Here is a 22066-nt window from a genome sequence, read left to right as displayed (position 1 = left end):
GCATCACGTTAAGTTTGGCCCGACCTTGGGAACCGAACGGGCTTTGACAACCGCATTGGGCCGTGGTCATGTTTGGACGAACCGCATCGAGGAGCCCCGACATGACCAAGCATTCCACCGATTTGCAAACCCTGCTGCGCGACCCCTCGCTGCTGGAAACCCGCGCTTTCGTGGCGGGTGAATGGGTCGATGCCGCGGACGGCGCGACCTTTGACGTCATCAATCCGGCACGCGGCGATGTCATTGCCAAGGTTGCCGACCTTGGTCGGGCAGAGGTGGCCGTCGCCATCGAGGCTGCCGCCGAAGCGATGAAGGGCTGGGCGGCAAAGACGGCCAAGGAACGCGCACAGGTCATGCGCAAATGGTTCGATCTGATGATGGAAAATCAGGATGATCTGGCCCGCATCCTGACGGCGGAAATGGGCAAGCCCTTCCCCGAGGCAAAGGGCGAAATCGCCTATGGTGCCAGCTTCATCGAATGGTTCGGGGAAGAGGCCAAGCGCGTCTACGGCGAAACCATTCCCGGCCACATGCCCGACAAACGCCTGACGGTGATTCGCCAGCCGATTGGCGTGGTGGGCAGTATCACCCCGTGGAATTTTCCGAACGCGATGATCGCCCGCAAGGCCGGTCCCGCACTGGCCGTCGGCTGCGGCTTTGTCGCCCGCCCCGCTGCCGAAACGCCGCTGTCCGCGCTGGCTATGGCGGTGTTGGGCGAACGTGCGGGCCTGCCCAAAGGCATCCTGTCCGTCGTCACCTCGTCGCGCAGCAGCGAGGTCGGCAAGGAATTCTGTGAAAACCCGCTGATCCGCAAATTGACCTTCACCGGATCGACCGAGGTGGGGCGCATCCTATTGCGGCAAGCGGCGGATCAGGTGCTGAAATGTTCAATGGAGCTGGGCGGTAACGCCCCCTTCATCGTCTTCGATGATGCCGATCTGGATGCCGCCGTCGAAGGCGCGATGGCGTCGAAATTCCGCAACAACGGGCAGACCTGCGTTTGCGCCAACCGGATCTATGTGCAGGCAGGCGTTTACGACGCCTTTGCCGCAAAGCTGGCTGCGGCGGTGGACAAGCTGCGCGTCGGCGACGGGCTGGAAGATGGCGTGACCACCGGTCCACTGATCAATGAAGACGCTGTCGAAAAAGTCGAAGATCACATCCAGAACGTGCTGGAGGGTGGCGGCGCCGTTGTCACGGGCGGCAAGCGCCTGGAAGGCCTGTTCTTTGAGCCCACGGTGGTCACCGGCGTCACGGATGATATGAAAGTGTCAACCGAGGAAACCTTTGGCCCCCTTGCCCCGCTGTTCCGGTTCGAGACCGAAGCAGAGGTCATCGAAAAGGCCAACAACACCATCTTCGGGCTGGCATCCTATTTCTACGCCCGCGACATCGGCCGTATCACCCGCGTCCAGGAAGGCCTGGAATACGGCATCGTCGGCGTGAATACCGGCATCATCTCGACCGAGGTGGCCCCCTTTGGCGGTGTCAAGCAATCCGGTCTGGGCCGCGAAGGCAGCAGCCATGGCATCGATGATTACCTGGAAATGAAATATATCTGCCTGTCGATCTAAGCCGCATCGGATAAAAATATTTCACAAAGGTGGGAACATATTGTTCCCGCTGCGCATTTCTATTCGCAAGGCACCAACGCGACGGTGTCCAAATGGTTTTCAAAGGGGAAAACAATGGAAGGTTTTGGTTGGATTCTCTCCATCATCCTCGGCGCTATCGCTGGTTGGATTGCGGAACAGCTTATGAAAAGCGAACACGGCCTGCTGATGAACATCATCCTGGGTATCGTGGGTGCTGTTGTTGGTAACTGGCTGGCCGTTACCATTTTCGGTGCAACGATGGGTGGTGCCATCGGTCAAATCATCATCGCCGTTATCGGCGCATGTATCCTGATTTGGCTGGGTCGCCTGATTCGTCGCAAAAGCTGATGATCTTTTCGACTGACGAAGAATGAAAATAACGCCCGTCATCATGTATGGCGGGCGTTATCCTTTATTCCTATCGGCCGGATAATGCGGGTCCAGCATGACGACCCGCAGCGTCTCGACCAACACCTGCGATCATCAGCGGTCGTCTTCTTCGTCGTCATCTGCATCCGGCAGGTTGAAGAAGCTGTCCGCGTCCAGCTCGCGCTCTGGCTGTTTTTCTTCCTCGTCATCTTTCGACAGGCTGAAGTTCTCAAGCCCGGCGATCGAGCTGGGCAGACGTGGTTCTTCGCCCATAGCCAGCGAGGTTTCGGTGCTGACCAGTTTGCGACGTTCATCATCCGTCATCACATCGCCATCCGCGCCACGCTTTTTCGCGGCTTTCTGAACAGCGGCATCAAGCTCGGTCTGCTTCGCCAGCCCAAGTGCGACCGGATCAATCGGCTGGATGTTCTGGATATTCCAGTGGGTCCGCTCACGAATTGCCTGAATCGTCGGCTTGGTGGTGCCGACCAGCTTTGCGATCTGCGCATCGGCCAGTTCAGGGTGGAATTTGACCAGCCACAGGATCGCGGCAGGACGGTCCTGACGCTTGGACAACGGCGTATAGCGCGGTCCACGACGCTTTTCCTCGCCTTCCGAAGCCGGATTGTATTTCAGCTTCAAGCGATAATTCGGGCTGGCTTCGCCCTTCTTGATCTCCTCCGCATCAAGCTGATGCGAAGCAATCGGATCATAGCCCTTTACGCCAACGGCGACATCACCATCGGCAATACCCTGGATCTCAAGCTCGTGCATACCGGTGAAGTCACCGATCTGCTTGAAGCTGAGCGTGGTGTTGTCCACCAGCCAGACGGCGGTGGCCTTGGCCATCAACGGCTTGCTCATTTAAATCTCCTTCGCGTCTCTGCCCTGAACATGGTTGGCTAGGCCGGGAAAACGGCTTTCGGCAGCTGCCATTCCACGTTTTCGGGGGGAATTGTCGGTTGATATAGCGTTTCTGACCGCCGGGGAAAAGAGGATTCGCGCAATCCGGGATGGACCTTCGGCATGCGATGGTTAGTCTGGCGCGATGAAACGCATCTTGACCGCCCTTGCCCTGGCCGCGACGCCAAACTTTGCCGCCGCCGACGACGTGGCCGGACAGTTCGATTATTATGTCCTGTCCCTCAGTTGGTCACCGACCTGGTGCGCCAACACCGGCGATGATCGGAACGCCGATCAATGCCGCAGAGGGCGCAATATCGATTTTGTCGTCCACGGGCTTTGGCCACAATATGAACGCGGCTGGCCACAGAATTGCCGCACGCCCGAACGCGACCCGTCGCGGCGCGAAAGTCAGGCCATGTCCGACATCATGGGATCGGGCGGGCTGGCCTGGTATCAATGGCAAAAGCACGGGCGATGCACCGGCCTGTCAGCGGCAAACTATTACGCGACGACACGCGAGGCTGCCGATAGCATCGTCATTCCCGATGTTTTCGACGACCTGAACCGCGATGTGACGCTGCCCCCTACTGTCGTCGAGGATGCCTTTGTCGAGGCCAATCCCACCCTAACCCGCGACGGCATCACCGTGACCTGCCAAGGCGAAGCCCTGCAAGAGGTTCGCATTTGCCTGACCCGTGACATGGAACCGCGAGACTGCGCCCCCGACATAAAGCGTGATTGTAGCCGACCCCGCATCCTGATGGAGCGGGTTCGCTAACGCGGGGACGCTTCGCCCCCCGCACCCCCAGAGGATATTTTTTCACAGAAGATGAGTTTTTTCGTTTTTTCTTAACCTTCTGGCGTCAGGATCATTTTTGCGGAACAGGCGGGGACGCCGATGGCCGCCACAGGAGATGCCACACCTCTTTCGGACGGGCGCTGAAAGAGGTGTGTGCGCACCCTGTCTTCTGTGCTCAAATATCCCCGCCGGAGGCTACTGCGCGTGCCTCCGGATCAGTCGCCAGACACTTTCAGGACGATCTTGCCGATATGGCCGCTGCTTTCCATTCGGCGATGTGCGTCAGCAGCATCCCGCAGATCAAATTCGCTGTCGATTGTGACCCTGATTGTCCCACCCGACACAAGCGGCCACATCTGTTTGCGCAATTCTTCGGCAATCTCTGCCTTGGCCGCGTCAGACTGGGGTCTGAGGGTCGATCCGGTGACGGTCAGGCGCTTGACCATGATTTGTGCAAAGTTCAGCTCGACCTTCGGGCCTTCCAGAAACGCGATCATGACCAGACGGCCGTCCAGCGCCAGTGCTTTGATATTCCGGGGGATATAGCTTCCTCCGACCATATCCAGGATAAGATCAGCGCCACCTGCGGCATCGATAATCTTGACGAAGTCATCGGTTTTATAGTTGATCGCCGTCGCGCCCAACCGGGCGATTGCATCGCATTTCTCGACACTGCCAGCAGTCGCGAAAACACGGGCGCCATAGGCCTGTGCCAGCTGAATCGCGATCATGCCGATCCCAGATGTGCCGCCATGCACCAGAAATCGCTCTCCGCCCTTAAGCTGGCCCCGATTGATGACATTCGACCAGACGGTATAGGCCGTTTCCGGGAGGCACGCGGCCTCTTTCAGCGACATCCCATGCGGAATGCGCAGCGCGTGGTCCGCGTGGCAGACGACATATTCGGCATACCCGCCCCCCGGCAGCAGGGCACAGACCCGTTCACCCTTTTTCCAGCGGGTTACACCGTTGCCCATCCCGACAATTTCACCCGATGCTTCAAGCCCCGGCAGATCAGATGCTCCCGCGGGGGGCGCATAACTGCCCATGCGTTGCAGCACGTCTGGCCGGTTCACCCCAGCATAGGCGACTTTGATCAGGATCTCATCGTGTTTCGGCACCGGCACGGGCCGCGTGGTCAGTTTCAGGACATCGGCGTTACCCGGCTCTGAGATTTCGACGGCAGTCATGGAATCGGGGAACATGATGTCTCCTTAGTAATTGGTCGTCTTGCCGGGCAGGCCCCGATCACGCGGTGCGCGGATCCAGCCGAAGGCCACATTCGTCAATGTCTCTGCACCTGGAAGCTTACGCAACTGGGCTTTGACTTTTTCGAACCGCATCACGCCGTCGATCCTGCGGTCGATGAAATCCTGCGTCTCGGCATGATCGGGCGATTCGTCACCCAGCCAGAACAGAACCGTTGCACTGATGACCGCAGACAAGGTTGCGCGCTTGGAATACCAGTTCACGTCGTCCGAGCTGTCGCCCAGCCCGGTCCATATGACATCCGCCGTTTCCCAGACCAATCGCGCGGCCAGAGCGGCGTTCTGTGGCAATGCCAGCGTCGCTGCGCCTGCACGAACCAGTTCGGGTTGCACCAATCCCAATCGTCGCCAGACAGCCGCCGAGATCTTGTCGCGAAAGCGCCCCTCTAACGGGGTTTCTGCAAGGCTTTCCCGCAACTGCTGATCCGCGCGACGGTGATAAGCCGCTGCAAGCCCGGCGCCGCCCTGCGGGAAATGCACCCGTATCAGATCGACCGCCATGCCGATATCCTGCGCCCCCGCCCGCAGCGCGGCATCGTTCATGCCCTCGAATGGCACATGCTCCAGCGCCGCATCCATCAGTTTGTCTCGTTCGGTTTCAGCCATTCTTCACCTCTATCTGGACAAACGCCCCTTGCTTTGGTATTGGGCCGCTTCCTGCAATCTTTGCAACTCTAACTTAGGAAGGTGGTGACAACCACATGCAGGTCAACGTTCGCGATAACAACGTCGAACAGGCGCTTCGTGCTCTGAAGAAGAAACTTCAGCGCGAAGGTGTCTTCCGCGAGATGAAGCTTCGGCAACATTTCGAGAAGCCGTCGGTCAAGAAAGCCCGTGAAAAGGCAGAGGCCGTTCGTCGTGCCCGCAAGCTGGCCCGTAAAAAGGCACAGCGCGAAGGCGCGCTCTAAGGTTCTCGCGTCGGATCGACGCCGCGAATTCAAGGTTTCAGAACGGCCCCTGTCATTGGCAGGGGCCGTTTCTGTTTTGGCCAAAACCTGACTGTTTAGCCATTTTGCCCCGAGCTGAAAACTATGTGACACTTGGATGACATTGGGTGAATTGTATTGAGTTGGGTGACGCAGATGTCGTCGGTTCCTGTATCTTCGTCGGTCACGACAGGCAGTCGTGCGTTTGACCGCCGTGTTCTGGTCGGGCTGCTCTTGGTCGACGCGCTTCTGATCCTGATCTATCTGATCACCGGTTACATGGTCGCGACGGGCCGCCTGGCGTCTTTTCCCGACATCATCAATATCGGCCGGGATTGGAGCATCGGTGAAATACTGGGCTATGCAAAATGGCTGGCCCTGATCGCCGTCATGCTGACGGCCCATCGCAGATCGCCAAACCTGATCTTTCTCGCGATGGCATTTTTATTTGTTGTAGTTCTCATCGACGACAGCATGCAGTTGCACGAAAATTATAACGGCTGGACAACCGCACTTGGTTTTGTGGATCAGACCCAGGCTGCGCTACGCGAGGTCATCTTTTTCGGTGCGCTTGGCCTGATTGTGGCCGGGCCGCTTTTGCTGGGCTGGTTCCGGGCGGGAAAACCCGTCAGGCGAAAGATCCTGCCACTGTTGATCCTGTTCGGCGCAATCGCAGCCTGCGGCGTTGGCGTCGACTTTCTGCATACTGCCCTGCCTGACCGATCCATCTCGGCCGGACTTGCCGGCGCGTTTGAGGATGGAGGAGAGATGATGTTTCTGTCAGCCATGGTCGGTTATGCCGTCGGCACGTTCTGCCGGTCCCCCGAAAGGGCTAAACCGGAATCGCGGTCGTCCTGAAAACCGTGCGCAGCGCGAATGACGAATGCATCTGCGCCACGCCCGGCAGACGTGCCAGATGCTGACGGTGGATGCGGGCAAAATCATCCGTATCCTCGACCACGATCTTCAGCAGGTAATCCGCCGTTCCGGCCATCAGGTGACATTCCAGAACGTCCGGAATCGCACGCACGCCACGTTCGAATGCATCCAGCACCTCATCCGCCTGCCCTGACAACGTGATCTCGACAAACACCGTCGTCTGGCGGTGCAATTTTCGCGCATCCAACAGGGCGACATAACCTGTGATGACGCCGGTTTCCTCAAGCCGCTGCACACGCCTGTGGCAGGCTGAAGGTGACAGATGCACACGATCGGCCAATTCGGCATTGCTGATTCGACCCTCTTTTTGCAGGAGGGCCAGGATTCGGCGGTCTATTGCGTCAAGATCGGACATGGCTACACATTCTGCGACGAATATCCCTTTTTCCAGCATTTTCTTCGACGCGGGCCATCGTACATCCCTTAGCTTCGCAGGATATTTCGAGCCGGTGATGCAACACTGAACCCATATAAGCGTCGCGACTATGGGAGGATAACGATGCGCATTGGTTGCCCGAAAGAGGTGAAACCACAGGAATTCCGTGTCGGCCTGACACCCGATGCCGCGGCCGAGGCTGTCAGGCATGGGCATGGCGTTCTGATCGAAAGCAATGCCGGTATTGGCGCAGGCTTTACGGACGCCGATTACATCGCCGCTGGCGCGGAAATCGCACCCGATGCAAAGTTGGTTTTCGACGCGTCCCAGATGATCGTCAAGGTCAAGGAACCGCAAGCCGCCGAACGCCAGATGCTGCGCGACGGGCAGTTGCTGTTCACCTATCTGCACCTTGCCCCGGACCCTGATCAGACGCGCGATCTGCTGGCATCGGGGGTTACGTCCATCGCCTATGAGACTGTCACCGATACACGCGGCGGCCTGCCATTGCTGGCGCCGATGTCCGAAGTGGCCGGTCGTCTGGCCCCGCAGGTTGGATCTTGGGCGCTGCAAAAGGCCAATGGCGGTCGTGGCGTGTTGTTGGGCGGCGTGCCGGGCGTCCGTCCCGCCAATGTCATCATCATCGGAGGCGGGGTCGTGGGCGCGGCTGCGGCACGGGTTGCGGTCGGCATGGGGGCGAATGTGACGGTCATGGACCGTTCGGTGCCGCGCCTATCCTATCTGGATGATGTGTTCATGGGCAAGCTGACCACCCAATATGCCAGCGCGGCAGCGACCGCCGACCTATTGACCACGGCGGATATGGTGATTGGGGCGGTCCTGATCCCCGGTGCGGCTGCGCCGAAATTGGTCTCGCGGGCACAGCTTTCAACGATGTTGCCCGGTGCGGTGCTGGTGGATGTGGCGATTGATCAGGGTGGCTGCTTTGAAACCTCACGTCCGACCACGCATCAGGACCCGATCTACGAGGTCGATGGGATCGTGCATTATTGCGTCGCCAACATGCCGGGGGCAGTGGCGCGCACCTCAACGCAGGCGCTTGGCAACGCGACGCTGCCCTTTGTGCTGGCGCTTGCGGACAAGGGGTGGAGGCAGGCGATCACCGACGATCCGCATTTGCGCGCCGGGCTATCGACGCATCAAGGCAGGCTGACCTCGTTGCCGGTTGGCGAAGCATTGGGCATTCTGGCAGTCACACCCGATGCGATTCTGGCTGGCTGACCATTTCCGGTCCCCCACAAAGTGAAAAAGGCGCGCCAGCCGGGCGCGCCTTTTGTCATTTCACCAGATTCGGATCAGACCGCAGGGCGTTGTGCCAGCAGATCGCGGATCTGCGCCAGCAATTCTTCCTGCGTCGGACCGGCCGGTGCTTCTTCGACCACTTCGGCTTTGCCCACCGCTGCGTCTTTGATGCGGTTCACGCCTTTGACCAGCAGGAACACGACGAAAGCAATGATCAGGAAGTTGATGACCGCCGACAGAAACGCGCCATAGGCAAAGACGTTCGCGCCGGCGTCACGTGCTGCCTGCAGGCCTACACCCTCGGGGGCGGTGCCGGACAGAACGAAGTATTTGCTGCTGAAGTCGGTTCCACCGGTGATCACACCGATGATCGGGTTGATCAGGTCGCCCACCAAAGAGGTCACGATGGCGGTAAAGGCCGCACCGATGATGATACCCACAGCCATGTCCATGACATTGCCACGAGCGATAAAGTCGCGAAATTCCTTGATCATGAGTCACAAGCCCCTTGTTACGTGCGGTATTTTGTCGCTGTGCGCACCAATAGAAACTTTATCAAAGAACGCAAACATTCGCGCGATTGCGCAGCAAAAATGGCGGAAAATAGCCGCATTGACGCGACTATGCGGCAAAGCAGCAACGGATTACGCAGGGTAAATTTCAGTCATCCTGCCCTAATTTGGGCGACGCATGGTCCAGCGACAGATCAGAATCAGAGAACCGAATGGGCAGCCGAACGCCGGGGATACCCTCTGGCTCGATGCGCAGACCGCGTGCGAGGATTTGTGGATCGGCAAAGACATCCTGCATGTCGTTGATTGGCCCGGCGGGAACACCCTCGGCCTCCAGTGCGGCAAGCAAATCGTCGCGAGCCCACGCTTTTGTCACTGCCGAAATCTGGGCGGTCAGCGCATCGCGATTGGTCACACGCCCCGCATTGGTCGCGTAATCAGGTGCGGTTCCAAGTGCAGGCAGCCCCAGCAGCGTGCAAAACCTGCGGAATTGCGCATCATTCCCGACCGCGATGATCAGCCAGCCATCGATGCATTCAAACACCGCATAGGGCACCAGATTGGGATGGGTATTCCCCATGCGTTTCGGCGCATTCCCCGTTGCCAGGAAGTTCATCGCCTGGTTGGCCATTACAGCCGTCGCCACATCAAGTAGCGCCATATCGACGTGCTGACCGCGCCCGGTCACCTGCCGCTGGTTCAGTGCCGCAAGGATACCGACGGCACCATATATCCCGGTAAAGATGTCCGTCACCGCCACGCCAACCTTTTGCGGTTGACCATCGGCCTCTCCGGTGACGCTCATCAGGCCGGACATGCCCTGAATGATGTAATCATAGCCTGCGCGATGCGCATAAGGCCCGGTCTGCCCGAACCCGGTGACGCTGCAATAGATCAGCCGTGGATTCAGCACCTTCAGGCTGTCATAATCCAGCCCGTATTTCGCCAGTCCCCCGACCTTGAAATTCTCGATCACCACATCGGCGTCGGCGATCAGGTCACGGACCTTTTGCTGCCCCTCGGCCGTGCGAAAATCCGCGGTGACGGATTTCTTGCCACGGTTGGTCGAATGGAAATATGCCGCGCTGATGTCGCCTTCACGTTCGATGAAGGGCGGTCCCCACCGGCGCGTATCGTCGCCTTCCGGGGCCTCGACCTTGATGACCTCTGCCCCCAGATCGGCCAGAATCTGACCGGCCCAGGGGCCAGCCAGAATCCGGGCAAGTTCAACGACTTTCAGCCCGGCTAAAGGCGTCATTCGCCAGCTTCTGCCAGTTTTGCGTCGATGACTTTTTTCAGATCATCCCAAGGCTGGTTCATGACCTTTTCGCCGCCGATCATGAAGGTGGGGGTCGCTTCGATCCCGTCTGCGCCAGCGTTCTTCTGGAAGGTCGCAACCAGTTGTTCAGCCTTGGCCGAATCGTCCCAGCAAGCGGTCATCTGATCTTCTGTCATGCCGGCTTTCAGGCCGATGCGACGCAGGTTGGCCGCGACTTCTTCGCCTGAATTGCCGGCCAGCCATTCCGACTGTTCTTCGAACAGCATATCCGAGACGGCGTAATATTTGTCGTCACCGCCGCAACGCGCCAAAATGCCTGCCCACAGGCCAACCTGATCGAAATAGATATCACGCTGGATGAACTTGACCTTGCCGGTGTCGACATATTCGGTCTTCAGCTTTTCCCAGTTATCGTTATGGAACGCGGCGCAATGGCCACAGGTAAAGCTGGCATATTCAACCACGGTCAGCGGCGCATCTTCGGCACCGACAGAAATATCGGGCAGGGTTTCCACCTGCGTTTCGGCAGCAGGGGCAGTTTCCTGTGCAACGGCGGGCATAGCGAAGGCAAGCGCCAGCGCGGCAACGGCGGAACGCATCAACATTGAAAATCCTTTCGGTTGGTCCGTTTATCTCGGGTTTTGATGTTCATTGCCAGTCGGGCCATCGCCTCGGCCAGCGTGGGATCGGTGAATTGGTCCGCAACCTCACGCGCCTCGGCCTGCACCTCGGGCGAAGGGGTGGCCGGTTTGGCAGGGGCCGGGGTGAATTGCGCCTGACCCTCGGCAAAACCGCTGGCGGCGGTCTGTGTGACCACTATTTTCTGGATGGCGTTGTAGCCATAGCAGGCATTCACCCGCTCGCGCAGGGCGGGCAGCTGCATCTGCACCATCGGCGCGACAGCCCCCGTCGTCAAAAGGGTCAGCGTCGCGCCAAAGCTGCCCCGACCATGGCTGATCTTGACCGGGCGGGTCATGTTGGCCAATTGCGCGCCCGCGATTTCAGGCCAATGGGTCAGCAGCCGCGTCACCGCGAACCCGCGCCCTTCGGCCGCTTTCTGAACCCGCTCCGCCAGCAATGTCGCCGCAGCCTGAAACCCACGCTTGCGGCGGCGGGTTTGGTGTCGCGACTGATCCAGTGGCTGTGCCATCGTTGCCTGATTTGCTATCACATCCATATCTTTAATCAGCCAACCGCGCAGATGAAAGCGCGCGCATCGTCAAGGAGCCTGATAATTGCGTGACAACAAGGTGATCGCGCCAAAATTGCTGGTTTGGTATGATCGCCATGCCCGCGTTCTGCCTTGGCGCATCCTGCCGGGCGGCGGCACCCCCGACCCCTATCGCATCTGGCTGTCCGAGGTGATGTTGCAGCAGACGACGGTTGCAGCGGTCAAAGACTATTTCCTGCGCTTCACTGCGCTATGGCCCACCGTGCAGGATCTTGCGGCAGCCGAGGATGCGCATGTCATGGCAGAATGGGCGGGCCTGGGCTATTACGCCCGCGCCCGTAATTTGCTGGCCTGCGCCCGGCAGGTCGCCCATGCCGGCGGCTTTCCAGAGGACCGCGGGGGTTTGCGCGCGCTGCCAGGGATCGGGCCTTATACCTCGGCTGCGATTGCGGCGATTGCCTATGACCAGCCGGAAACAGTCGTTGACGGGAATGTGGAACGGGTCGTGTCCCGCCTGTTCGCCGTGGAAACGCCACTCCCTGCTGCAAAGCCCGAACTGACCGCGTTGGCAGAAACGCTGACGCCCCACATCCGCCCCGGCGATTTCGCGCAGGCGATGATGGATCTGGGTGCCACAATCTGCACGCCTCGCAGTCCGGCTTGCGGGATTTGCCCCTTGCTTGACGATTGCGATGCCCGTGCCGCCGGGATCGCTGCGGATTTGCCCCGCAAAGCGCCCAAAGCGGCCAAGCCTGATCGCACCGGCATCGCATGGGTTGCTCGGCACGGCGATTCGCTGGTGCTGGAGGAACGTCCGGCCAAGGGCCTGCTTGGGGGAACGCTGGCCTTTCCTTCCTCTGGATGGGACGGCTGCGACCTGCCGCCGCCGGGCGACGCAGACTGGACCGAGATCGGCCATGTCCGCCACGTTTTTACCCATTTCAACCTGTCGCTACAGGTGTTGATCGGGGATATGCCCAACAGCCCCGAACGCGGCCATCTGGTATTGTTGCACGATATCGACCGCAACGCCCTGCCCGGCCTCATGCGCAAGGTCTGGGATATGGCGCGCGCGAATATGGCGGCGTAATCTGCCCGGATGAACGATTCTGTCACGCCCCGCCCCGGAAAACTACCTGCCGCCGCGCCCTTCTGGATGTCGGTCGTCATGTTGCCTTTGGTTGCGCTGGCAGCGATCAAAGGCGGGCTGTGGTGGGCGCTGATCCCGCTTTACGGTTGGTATCTGACCACGGTGCTGGACAGCCTGTTGGGCGAAAGCGCCCAGAACGCTGATCCGCACACGGATGTTGCGGACCTTTTCTGGCACCGCGCCGTCACGCTGATCTGGTTTCCGCTGCAATTCATCGCGATTTTCGGATCAATCTGGTATGTCACGCATACCGATCACATGACGATCTGGGGCAAGATCGGGCTGTTCTTTGGCATCGGCGTGCTGTCGGGCACCATCGGTTTTGTCTATGCGCACGAATTGCTGCACCAGAAGACGAAATATGAACGCTGGCTGGGCGATCTGCTGTTGTCCACGGTTCTGTATTCGCATTTCCGCACCGAGCATCTGCTGGTCCACCATTCATGGGTCGGCACCCCACGCGACGCGGTTTCGGCGCGCTACAATGAAAGTTTCTACGCCTTCTTCTGGCGTGTGCTGCGCGATGGCCCGGTCAGTGCATGGCACGCCGAAACCGCCAGACTGGCGCGGGCCGGGCGCAGCCCCTGGCACCGGCGAAACCCATTCTGGCTTTATGCCACACTGCAACTGGCCATGCTGGCGCTGGCGCTGATTTTGGGTGGCTGGCAGGGGCTGTTCCTGTTCGTCTTTCAAGCCTTTATCGCCGTTTGGCAGCTAGAGCTGACGAATTATGTCGAACATTACGGGTTGACCCGAAAGCATCTGGGCAACGGTCGATACGAACATATCCTGCCGCGCCACAGCTGGAATGCCAGTCACAAGGCGTCGAACTGGCTACTGATCAACCTGCAGCGCCATTCCGACCACCATTACAAGCCCGACCGCCGCTTTCCCTTGCTGCAAACCTATGGCGAGGATGACGCCCCGCAATTGCCTTATGGCTATCCGACGATGACCTTTGTGGCGATGGCGCCGCCCCTCTGGCGCAGGCGTATGAACCCGCGCATCCGCGCGTGGCGGCAGAAATTCTATCCTGAGATTGCGGATTGGACCCCCTATAATACCGGCGACACGCCGATGCCGCGCCGCGCGTTATGATCTGGCCAGCGCCTCGACCACGGCGTCCAGTTGCAACGCGCCATAGGCCGGATTGGCGTGGCGATATTCTCGTTCTTCGTGCAACCGATCCTGCCTTGGTCCCAGCATGAACGACCCACGCATCCATTCAGGCGCGGTAAAAGCGTCCTCGACAATCGTGCTGGCAGGCTGCGGCACCAATCGCGCGTGCTTCGCCAAAACACCGGTCAGGATTCGCAGATAGCGTTTACGGAAACTGACAGCGTCGCCGCGTGCGACCATGTCGATATAGTGGCGCAATCCTTCCGGGTCGTGACGACTATCCAGCGATGGCAGTGCAGCATCCACCAGCAAAACTGGGCCACGGCCATATCCTGCCAGCAGGCGAACAATCTTCAGCGCGGCAGAATTTGCAATGCGGGTGCGGATCATCGCATCCATGTAAGCGGTCGAGACCAGCCTCTCGGCGCCTTCGGCCTGGACCGAGGGGAAATCAAAACTGCGGGCATCGTTTTGCAACTGCGCCACCGCCGAAAAGGCCGGGTCGCCAATCACGACAAAGGCATCATAGCCGGCCAGCGGCAAATCGGGAATGCCGTTATGGCGTTGCATATGCTGCTGCGCGTCTTCCGATGTCGGACACAACACATCATCTTGAATCGCCAGCTTTGGAAAGGACGCTGGCGGCAGGGCCAGAACATCAAATTCATATCCCGGCCAACGCCGCGGATTTTCCTGCAGGGCGATACGCGCCGCGACCGTATGCGAATTCCCGATAAGCAGCACATTCCGGGGCGTCATTTGCGATGCGCCTCTAACAGTATTTCTTCGCAAACCAGATCGGTCGCAGCGTCGTCACTTGTGGCTGTGGCGACTGCTGGCCCTGCGCCACCCGTCAAACCATGTGCGCGCAGAAATGTTGTCGTGACGGCATCCACACCCTGCTGGGTGACGTCGCGGCTGTTTGGCATGTAAAACCTGCCACGAGCCGCCGGATTGGTGACAATTTCATAAGACGGAAAATAATCGACATCTTCATGACTATCGGCAAATTCGCCCGCCGCTGCACGCAGGATTGCCTTGGCGTTCGTGGTTGCGGGCAGGACGTGCTGACCCGTCGCAGTCGCGGTCAACGGCACAGGAGAAACCGTCAGGATCAAACGCAACGAGGGATTGTGCCGGTGCAGATGCTGCCGCATCTGCTGCAGATCATGCAGCACTTCCGCAAAGCCAAGCCGTCGCAGGCTGTAACGGCCGGGATCATATTCGCCGGCCACAACACCGGGGGCCAGCGGCATAACCCGGCCCGTTTCCTGGTCGAACCAGCATTCGACCAGCCCAAGCGTAAAGATAAGATGTGTCGCCATGCGGAAAAGCCGCTGCACCGCAGCCAGATGCGCCTGACGCAGCAAAATCGCCTCATCAACCGAAACGAAGCCCACAGGTTCGATATTCGGGCGTTGCGCATCGAAGAAGCGACCGTCGCGCTGCCAGATCTCGGCCAGTTCCACATGGCCTGTTTCGCTGTCTTGCAAAAGTTGCAGCAATTGCCGCGTTGTATAGATATTTCCATAACGCGCGGAATAGACGCCATAATTGAAGCTGCGCGCCAGTTCGGGTGCTTCGGTGTTGGGCGCAGGTTCGACATCCAGAACCTGCATTCCGGCCCCCTGCAATGCGCGACTTATATGCTGGGCAAAGCAGCTGCCTGCGGTGGCGATCCGGGCATCATCGCCAAGCGGGAACGCGGGCTGATAAATCCCGTCCAACGCCGCCGGATCGGCGTCGGCAACCCCGCTACGCCAGAACGCCTGTGGCGGAAGATCTGCATAAGGATGCGTCATGACACATGATTGCCACCTTCGCACGGAAACGAAAAGGCCCCGCCTGAAGGTCGAAACCCACAGGCGGGGCAAGGCGGTTCCGTCCACGCGGATAGGCGGCGGAACTTGGCGAAACTGTGCGACAGATCAGTTGGGGCGCGAGACGTCGCCCTCCATCTCGGCGCGTATCTGCTGACGCAGAATGTCGATCGGGATCATTTTCCCCTCGCGCCGGTAATGCCAATATGTCCAGCCGTTGCATGACGGCGCACCTTCCAGTGCGGCACCGACCTGATGGATGCTGCCCTTGACATCATTGCCGATCAGGCTGCCATCGGCACGCACCTTGGCCTTGTGACGATTGCCGATGGAATAAAGCTCTTCGCCGGGGCGCAGCATGCCGCGTTCGATCACCTGACCAAAGGGCACGCGCGGTTCGGCCCGCTTGGCTTTGGTCGTGGAAATCGCTTCGGCATCAAGGCGGCGGATGCGGGCCAGACGCTTTTCGGCGACCTCGCGGTAAGCTTCCTCGCGCTCGATCCCGATGAAATCGCGGCCCAGCATTTTGGCAACCGCGCCGGTCGTGCCGGTGCCAAAGAACGGGTCCAACACCACATCGCCGGGATTGGTGGTGCCGACCAGCACGCGATGCAGCAGGGCTTCTGGCTTCTGGGTCGGATGGGCCTTGTCGCCTTTGCCGTCTTTCAGACGCTCACCGCCGTTGCAGATCGGGATGACCCAGTCAGAGCGCATCTGCACGCCCTCGTTCAGCGACTTCAGCGCCTCGTAGTTGAAGGTATATTTCGAGCTTTCGGACTTCGATGCCCAGATCATCGTCTCATGTGCGTTGGTCAGACGCTTGCCACGGAAATTCGGCATCGGGTTCGATTTGCGCCAGATCACGTCATTCATGATCCAGTAGCCCTGATTTTGCAGCTCGGCCCCGACGCGGAAGATGTTGTGATAGCTGCCGATCACCCAGATGGCGCCGTGCGGTTTCAGCACACGGCGTGCCGCAGCCAGCCAATCACGCGTAAAGCTGTCATAGGCCGCAAAGCCGGAAAACTGGTCCCAGTGATCATCGACCGCATCGACCTTGGAATTGTCGGGCCGGTGCAGATCGCCCCGCAATTGCAGGTTATAGGGGGGATCGGCAAAGATCAGATCGACGCTGCCTTCGGGCAACGCATTCATGATCTCAATGCAATCACCCGCCAGAATTTGGTTAAGCGGTAAGGGTCGCGCGGAATCCGCGCGTTTATCTTTGATCTTCGTCATCACTCTGCCTCTGGAACTGCCGACTTTTGCCGGTCTGGTATGTCCCTAAAGATGAGTCAGAGGGGATTCGGCGTCAATTTCTTTTTTGAATCAATGACTTGCTTATCCGTCTTTACACAAGATATAGTGGACGGGCTTAAAGGAACGCCTATGATGTGGTGTCACGCCCAAATCTAGCAGCGCTTTTTTATGTGCGGGCGTCGGATATCCGGCGTTCACATCCCAGCCATATCCGGGGTGCTGTTGCGCCAAATCCACCATGATGCGATCGCGCAACACCTTGGCCAGGATCGAGGCCGCCGAAATCGACAGTGACCGGGTGTCGCCCTTCACGATCGCTTCGGCAGAGTGGTTGATTCCCTTGGGGATTTTGTTGCCATCAATCAGCACATGATCCGGCACCTGCCGCAGCCCCATCACCGCACGCGACATCGCCAGATGCGCCGCGTGATAGATGTTCAACGCGTCGATTTCGTCAACGGAACAACTGCCCAGACCCCAGTCACAGTTTTCCTCAATCCATTCGGCCAGATAAACGCGGCGTTTTGCCGACAGTTGCTTTGAATCGTTCAGACCTTCAGGGATATTCTGCGGGTCCAGAATGACCGCCGCAGCCATGACCGGGCCAGCCAGCGGGCCACGTCCCACCTCATCGACACCGGCAATCAGGCGTGCGCCACCCGACATCGCGGCCAGCTCAAAGCTGTAATCGGGACACGATTTCATGCCGTGATCGTCACGGCAGGGATCAGGACTTCTTCCAGATTCACGCCCTCACCCTCGCGGTCGATCACCAGAAAATCGGCGGCGTGATCCAGCGGCGTCAGGACACCATGCCAAATACCCGCACGCAAGTTGACGCCCATTCCTGCGGGCACCAGAAAGGCCAGCGGCGCGCCGGGCATTCCGTCATCATCGGGCGCAACAACCGACAACCACGGATCGGGGCCAAGCGGCATGAAGGCCTGGCTGCCCAACGGATGCCGTTCCAGCAACACGCAGTCATAAGGCAGGCTGACAGGCTCTGAACGGAACAGGGAAATGATCGCCTCGCCCCCGCTGCGCTGCACAGTGGCAAGCGCATGGTGACGTTCGCAGCGCCCCTGATTGATCATCTTGTCGGGCGCGGGCCTGGCACATAGCAGTTCCCCATAGGGGGCGAAGGCTTCCGCCGTGATGGGCTGGATACGGATGGTTGTCATGGCCACCTCCTTTCCTGTTGCTGTTTAGCCTGCCGCGGCAAGCCCGTCGAGGATACGGCCAAGGATCGCACGGCGCGTTGCCGGGTCGCGCAGATGCGCCACCTCGGCCCGCGCGGCAGCGGACATTTCTTTGCATTCCCGTGGATTAGCCCGCGCCCAAGCCAATTTTTCACGCACATCCGCGCCATAACGCGCCAGCGGAATATAGTGTTTCCACGGCTTGAAGCGACCGGAATAGAACACTTCCCAGCCGTCCTCTTCCTTCAACAGGACCGACTGGCTGTCGATCATCGGAATGAAGTTCGAGCCGTGATCATAGCCGGACAGGTAAAGCTGATACCGAAATCCGTGAAAGAAGCTGAGCGGCTGGCGTGCCTTGCAATAGGGCGCAAGCAGCGGGTCATCGGCGAACTGGCGAAATTGCCATGCCATCACAATGCCAAGGTCGAAATCCTGATGGTCGAAGTGGCGCAGGATAAAATTCAGACGCGATGTTCGCTTCAATTCCTTCCATGCCTGTTCCCGCGCAATCGGATCACCCCCGGCTTCCGCCAGTTTGCGCAGAAAGACATGCGAAGCGGGGCCCGGTTTGACGCTGTCCCGCATCTGGCTGCCTGAAATCATGCCGCGCCACACGATGCGATCCTGCTTATCCTCAAAGCTGATCTGGTCCGGCTTTGCACTGGGATCGAACCCCGCCAGTCCGATGGAATGCAGATCCGGCAAGGGCCACAGCACGACATTCTGCGCCCCCAGCCGGCGATTGTGGCAGATCACGGGCTGGTTCATGACACCGCCCTGCGGTGATCCAAGCCAGCGCGAATCCTCCATATCCACGGTCAGGGGTATGGGCCTGTCAACGCGCAGAGCATCATTGATGACCGCTTCGCAGCGCAGCAGTTTGAAATCCCGCCCCGGAAAGGAAACCGCCGTTTTGCCAAGCCCAGGCTGCGCCGTAACCGTCATTCGGCGCGGCTCACCCTTTTGGGACCGGATCTGGTCGCGGCCGTCCCAAACGCAGGAAAAAGCCGACAGCGCAGCATTTTCGCCCGGTTGCGGTGACATGCCCTGCAGGCAGAATCGGGCCACATCTTCGACATAATCATCATCGGGGGCACCGCCAGCGGTCCGTTCGATCTGCGCCAAAAGGGCGGTTTCCGGTGTCTCCTCATGCGGCGGATGCCAGTTGCGATCCGGCGGCAAAACGGTCATCGGCAACAGCGGCGACAGTTGCGTGGCCAGATCACTGATCTTCTGCCGCTCGATATCCACGCGGATCAGGCGCGGGTCGTCGCCGAAATACGCCTCGACCGCGGCCAGATGCGCACGCCAACTGCTTTCCCACATCCGGGGCAATTCATTTTGATCGCACCCTTTATGATGGGCGTAACACCGCGCGACCGCCCCCTTGTCCCGCACCATACGATCCAGCAGCCAGCCATCCAGATCGCGGGTCGTCAGAATGAACCGGGCGTGGGGCAGACGCACTGCCAGCCACTCAAAGCTGCGCCACGCCTCCAGTGGCGGACGCCAATGCGGCGTGTGGCGGTAAAGGCCGGTGACAAGCTGCACCCGCGACCATTGGGTCAGGGGTGCTGTCTGGGTGGCTTGCGCATACAGAATATCTTCGGCCAGCCGCCCGCTTTCTTCCAGCGCGACGGCATGCCCATTGTGACGAAACAGGCGTGTCAGCGCGCCCTGCCCGCACCAGTCGGGACTGATATGGATGAACAGCGGTTGCCGTCTCATCCCGCCATCATGGCCCTTGACCGTGGCAGAAAGATCGTCAGGACGCCCAATATCGGCAGGAATGAGCAATAGAGGAACACCCGTTCGATGCCCTGCGCATCGGCCAGCACGCCAAGGGCGGCCGCCGCGATACCGCCCATTCCGAACGAAAAGCCAAAGAACAGACCGGCGATGGTCCCCGTCCGACCGGGCACCAGCTCTTGCGCGAATACGACAATCGCCGGAAAGGCCGAAGCAAGGATCAGCCCGATCACCAGGGCCAGAACGCCGGTCATCTCCAGCCCGACATGTGGCAATATCAGCGTGAAGGGCAGCACTCCAAGGATCGAAAACCAGATGACTTTCAACGGCCCGACCTTGTCACCAACGATCCCGCCCAGCATGACGCCGCCCGCCATGCCCACCAGAAACAGAAACAGCATGATCTGTGCACCCTGTGTGGACAGGCCGAATTTTTCAATGGTGTAAAAGGTGAAATAACTGCTCATCGAGGCCGTGTAGATATTCTTGGTAAAGACCAGAATGGCCAGCACCGCGATGGCCCGCAGCACGACACCTTTCGGCAGTTTCAGCGCAGTATCGACAGCGGCCGCGCTGGCCTTGCGCCTGCCATCCGCCCATGCGCCGACCTTGCCAAGAACAATGACGCCCACAGCGGCAGCGATTGCGAACAAGGCAACCGCGGGCCGGCCCAAGGGCACAACGATGAACGCAGCCAGAAGCGGGCCAAGCGATTGCCCGAAATTGCCACCCAACTGAAACAGCGACTGCGCGGTGCCGAATTTGCCGCCCGACGCCAGACGCGCGACCCGAGAGCTTTCCGGATGAAAGATGGCCGAGCCCACACCGATCAACATCGCCCCCGCCAACAGCAGCCAATATTGGTGCGCGAAAGCCAACAGCAGGACGCCGCAAAAAGTCGAGGCCATCCCAAAAGGCAGCGAGCGTGGCTGCGGGTGGCGGTCCGTCGCCATCCCGATCAGCGGTTGCAGCAGTGATGCCGTCACCTGAAAGGCAAAAGTCATGATGCCGATCTGCGCATAGCTGAGTGAGAATTCCTGCTGCAATAGCGGGTAAATCGCCGATAGCATCGACTGCATCACATCATTGATCATGTGACATAAACTGATCGCCGTCAGGACAAACCACACCGTTCCGGTGGTGTTGGTTGTCGGTGTGCTGGTCGCGGAACCTGCCATGCCCATGATTTCCCCCGTGCGCATATGCAGTTTCTGCAACTATCAGCCTGCGAAAGCATTGCAAATGACCGATTTCGCACCAGGTGGGCACGCGCGAGCCTGTCTTTATGGACAGGTTTAGCGCCGATACCGGCGATCTGCCCTTTTGGACAGGTATCTTTTTAGGCCTTGCTTGAACAGACTGCATACAAATCCCAGACAAATAGCCACTCACATGACCAAGTTACTTGGCAATCTTGCACGAACACTTCGTCCTTCCCGCATCAGCGGCGGCAACAAACGCATGAACACATGGCAATCTGTTCGTGCAGAAGTCCTTGAACGCATTCGATCTCGTGAATGGGCGCCGGGCGAACTTATCCCGACCGAGGAGCAGTTGTCCCAACAACTCGGCTGTGCCCGGGCCACCGTCAACCGCGCCCTGCGTGAATTGGCCGAAAGTGGAATTATCGAACGTCGCCGAAAAGTCGGCACTCGGGTGGCATCTACCGCTGCCCGAAAGGCTACGCTCGAAATGCCCGCAATCCGGGACGAGATCGAGGCGATGGGCGCGACCTACAGCTATTCCCTGATGCTGTTCGAAGAGCGGATGCCAAGCGAAAAAGCGATGCGCGCATTGCAGGTCGATGCAAATGAAAAGCTGATTCTGGTCAAGGCGCGTTATCTGGCCGATGGTCAGCCCCATTGTTGTGAATCAATCTGGCTGAACCCGCAATCGCTGCCGGTTCCGACCCGTGCCGTTCTTGAAAAGCTGCCCGCGCATGAATGGTTGGCCAGTCAAGTTCCCCTGACACATGGTCGCTATGCCATCCTTGCGGAAGCGGCATCCGAGCCCTGCGCCGAACATCTTGGCGTGGCGGAAGGAACGCCGGTCCTGTCGATTGAACGGACCAACTGGGTCGATGCGACGCCAGTATCCTTTGCGCGTCAATTCTATCGTCCGCAGCACCGTCTGGTGTCGGAAGAGTAACCACGCTCGCAGCCAGACCATCTGGCCGCGTCCGGGGCCGGGCATATCAGGCAGATCCCCCCAAAATTGCCAGATATGCCCGGTTAATACGGAAATATGACTAGATATTGGCGCTTTTCAAACCGAATTGATGACCTGCGGAATTGACTGAAATGCAACCTGCGGTCTATCTGGCAAACTCATACATATGTTGGATGCAATCATTATCCCGCACC

General features: G+C 59.3%; 24 protein-coding genes. 9 read left to right on the top strand and 15 right to left on the bottom strand.

Annotation, left to right across the window (positions count from 1 at the left end; all coding sequences use genetic code 11):
* Positions 1 to 101: 101 nt before the first annotated feature.
* Positions 102 to 1574: an NAD-dependent succinate-semialdehyde dehydrogenase gene (locus H4P12_RS06905; protein ID WP_187792929.1), complete on the top strand. Its 1473-nt coding sequence runs from the start codon at positions 102 to 104 to the stop codon at positions 1572 to 1574.
* A 114-nt stretch (positions 1575 to 1688) separates the two neighbouring features.
* Positions 1689 to 1943: a GlsB/YeaQ/YmgE family stress response membrane protein gene (locus tag H4P12_RS06900; protein ID WP_187792928.1), complete on the top strand. Its 255-nt coding sequence runs from the start codon at positions 1689 to 1691 to the stop codon at positions 1941 to 1943.
* A gap of 135 nt (positions 1944 to 2078) precedes the next feature.
* Here H4P12_RS06900 and H4P12_RS06895 read toward each other — a convergent pair whose 3' ends face one another.
* Complete coding sequence (locus H4P12_RS06895; protein ID WP_187792927.1) at positions 2079 to 2828, bottom strand: DUF1013 domain-containing protein; 750 nt, start codon at positions 2826 to 2828, stop codon at positions 2079 to 2081.
* A gap of 184 nt (positions 2829 to 3012) precedes the next feature.
* Between H4P12_RS06895 and H4P12_RS06890 the strand changes: the two genes are divergently transcribed.
* The gene (locus tag H4P12_RS06890) at positions 3013 to 3648 is read left to right on the top strand and encodes a ribonuclease T2 family protein (RefSeq protein WP_187792926.1); all 636 of its coding nucleotides are present in this window, start codon (positions 3013 to 3015) and stop codon (positions 3646 to 3648) included.
* 236 nt (positions 3649 to 3884) lie between these two features.
* Here H4P12_RS06890 and H4P12_RS06885 read toward each other — a convergent pair whose 3' ends face one another.
* Both H4P12_RS06885 and H4P12_RS06880 read right to left on the bottom strand, forming a co-directional pair.
* The gene (locus H4P12_RS06885; protein WP_187792925.1) at positions 3885 to 4874 is read right to left on the bottom strand and encodes an NAD(P)H-quinone oxidoreductase; all 990 of its coding nucleotides are present in this window, start codon (positions 4872 to 4874) and stop codon (positions 3885 to 3887) included.
* A 9-nt stretch (positions 4875 to 4883) separates the two neighbouring features.
* Positions 4884 to 5543, bottom strand: coding sequence for a COQ9 family protein (locus H4P12_RS06880; RefSeq protein ID WP_187792924.1), 660 nt, complete (start codon positions 5541 to 5543; stop codon positions 4884 to 4886).
* Positions 5544 to 5638: 95 nt separating this feature from the next.
* On the opposite strand from H4P12_RS06880, the gene rpsU reads away from it, so the two are divergent.
* Both rpsU and H4P12_RS06870 read left to right on the top strand, forming a co-directional pair.
* Entirely contained in the window at positions 5639 to 5845 is a 207-nt protein-coding gene (gene rpsU / locus H4P12_RS06875) for a 30S ribosomal protein S21 (protein WP_022705914.1), read from the top strand.
* 174 nt (positions 5846 to 6019) lie between these two features.
* Complete coding sequence (locus tag H4P12_RS06870) at positions 6020 to 6721, top strand: hypothetical protein (protein WP_187792923.1); 702 nt, start codon at positions 6020 to 6022, stop codon at positions 6719 to 6721.
* Here the strand turns inward: H4P12_RS06870 and H4P12_RS06865 are convergent.
* Positions 6696 to 7157: an Lrp/AsnC family transcriptional regulator gene (locus H4P12_RS06865; RefSeq protein ID WP_187792922.1), complete on the bottom strand. Its 462-nt coding sequence runs from the start codon at positions 7155 to 7157 to the stop codon at positions 6696 to 6698. The genes H4P12_RS06870 and H4P12_RS06865 overlap by 26 nt on opposite strands.
* A gap of 144 nt (positions 7158 to 7301) precedes the next feature.
* Here H4P12_RS06865 and ald point away from each other — a divergent pair, with 144 nt between their 5' ends.
* Complete coding sequence (gene ald / locus H4P12_RS06860; protein WP_187792921.1) at positions 7302 to 8420, top strand: alanine dehydrogenase; 1119 nt, start codon at positions 7302 to 7304, stop codon at positions 8418 to 8420.
* A 74-nt stretch (positions 8421 to 8494) separates the two neighbouring features.
* Here the strand turns inward: ald and mscL are convergent, their stop codons facing one another.
* The 4 genes from mscL to H4P12_RS06840 all read right to left on the bottom strand — a co-directional run bounded on the left by mscL (position 8495) and on the right by H4P12_RS06840 (position 11382).
* Positions 8495 to 8935 carry a large conductance mechanosensitive channel protein MscL gene (gene mscL, locus H4P12_RS06855; protein ID WP_187792920.1) on the bottom strand — a complete coding sequence of 147 codons (441 nt, stop codon included), beginning with the start codon at positions 8933 to 8935 and terminating at the stop codon, positions 8495 to 8497.
* 166 nt (positions 8936 to 9101) lie between these two features.
* The gene (locus H4P12_RS06850) at positions 9102 to 10211 is read right to left on the bottom strand and encodes a CaiB/BaiF CoA transferase family protein (RefSeq protein ID WP_187792919.1); all 1110 of its coding nucleotides are present in this window, start codon (positions 10209 to 10211) and stop codon (positions 9102 to 9104) included.
* A complete protein-coding gene (locus H4P12_RS06845) occupies positions 10208 to 10837 on the bottom strand; it encodes a DsbA family protein (RefSeq protein ID WP_187792918.1) in 630 nt (209 codons plus the stop codon). Before H4P12_RS06845 ends, H4P12_RS06850 begins: the two co-directional genes overlap by 4 nt.
* Positions 10831 to 11382, bottom strand: coding sequence for a DUF721 domain-containing protein (locus tag H4P12_RS06840; RefSeq protein ID WP_187792917.1), 552 nt, complete (start codon positions 11380 to 11382; stop codon positions 10831 to 10833). Before H4P12_RS06840 ends, H4P12_RS06845 begins: the two co-directional genes overlap by 7 nt.
* Positions 11383 to 11467: 85 nt before the next feature.
* On the opposite strand from H4P12_RS06840, the gene mutY reads away from it, so the two are divergent.
* Both mutY and H4P12_RS06830 read left to right on the top strand, forming a co-directional pair.
* The gene (gene mutY, locus H4P12_RS06835) at positions 11468 to 12493 is read left to right on the top strand and encodes an A/G-specific adenine glycosylase (RefSeq protein ID WP_223115729.1); all 1026 of its coding nucleotides are present in this window, start codon (positions 11468 to 11470) and stop codon (positions 12491 to 12493) included.
* Between the two features lie 9 nt (positions 12494 to 12502).
* The gene (locus H4P12_RS06830) at positions 12503 to 13651 is read left to right on the top strand and encodes an alkane 1-monooxygenase (protein ID WP_187792916.1); all 1149 of its coding nucleotides are present in this window, start codon (positions 12503 to 12505) and stop codon (positions 13649 to 13651) included.
* Here the strand turns inward: H4P12_RS06830 and H4P12_RS06825 are convergent.
* From H4P12_RS06825 to H4P12_RS06795, 7 genes are all read right to left on the bottom strand, one after another.
* Positions 13646 to 14431, bottom strand: a complete 786-nt coding sequence (locus tag H4P12_RS06825; RefSeq protein ID WP_187792915.1) for a hypothetical protein — start codon at positions 14429 to 14431, stop codon at positions 13646 to 13648. The genes H4P12_RS06830 and H4P12_RS06825 overlap by 6 nt on opposite strands.
* Entirely contained in the window at positions 14428 to 15474 is a 1047-nt protein-coding gene (locus H4P12_RS06820; protein ID WP_187792914.1) for a GSCFA domain-containing protein, read from the bottom strand. The genes H4P12_RS06825 and H4P12_RS06820 overlap by 4 nt, the downstream gene beginning before the upstream one ends.
* A gap of 126 nt (positions 15475 to 15600) precedes the next feature.
* On the bottom strand, positions 15601 to 16734 hold the full coding sequence (locus H4P12_RS06815; RefSeq protein WP_425498204.1) for a site-specific DNA-methyltransferase: 1134 nt from the start codon (positions 16732 to 16734) through the stop codon (positions 15601 to 15603).
* A 99-nt stretch (positions 16735 to 16833) separates the two neighbouring features.
* Complete coding sequence (locus tag H4P12_RS06810) at positions 16834 to 17457, bottom strand: ribonuclease HII (RefSeq protein ID WP_187792912.1); 624 nt, start codon at positions 17455 to 17457, stop codon at positions 16834 to 16836.
* Positions 17454 to 17933: an ureidoglycolate lyase gene (locus H4P12_RS06805; RefSeq protein WP_187792911.1), complete on the bottom strand. Its 480-nt coding sequence runs from the start codon at positions 17931 to 17933 to the stop codon at positions 17454 to 17456. The genes H4P12_RS06810 and H4P12_RS06805 overlap by 4 nt, the downstream gene beginning before the upstream one ends.
* 24 nt (positions 17934 to 17957) lie before the next feature.
* On the bottom strand, positions 17958 to 19682 hold the full coding sequence (locus H4P12_RS06800) for a glycosyl transferase family 90 (RefSeq protein WP_187792910.1): 1725 nt from the start codon (positions 19680 to 19682) through the stop codon (positions 17958 to 17960).
* Positions 19679 to 20920 (bottom strand): MFS transporter, encoded by a 1242-nt coding sequence (locus H4P12_RS06795; protein WP_281390405.1) that lies wholly within the window; start codon positions 20918 to 20920, stop codon positions 19679 to 19681. Before H4P12_RS06795 ends, H4P12_RS06800 begins: the two co-directional genes overlap by 4 nt.
* A 175-nt stretch (positions 20921 to 21095) precedes the next feature.
* On the opposite strand from H4P12_RS06795, the gene H4P12_RS06790 reads away from it, so the two are divergent.
* On the top strand, positions 21096 to 21851 hold the full coding sequence (locus H4P12_RS06790; RefSeq protein ID WP_187792909.1) for a histidine utilization transcriptional repressor HutC: 756 nt from the start codon (positions 21096 to 21098) through the stop codon (positions 21849 to 21851).
* Positions 21852 to 22066: the final 215 nt, after the last annotated feature.

It is taken from the genome of Paracoccus amoyensis, assembly GCF_014490725.1.
Classification (GTDB): Bacteria; Pseudomonadota; Alphaproteobacteria; order Rhodobacterales; family Rhodobacteraceae; genus Paracoccus; species Paracoccus amoyensis.
Note: the sequence above shows the minus strand (reverse complement) of the source record. Positions and strands in the feature narration are given on the sequence as shown.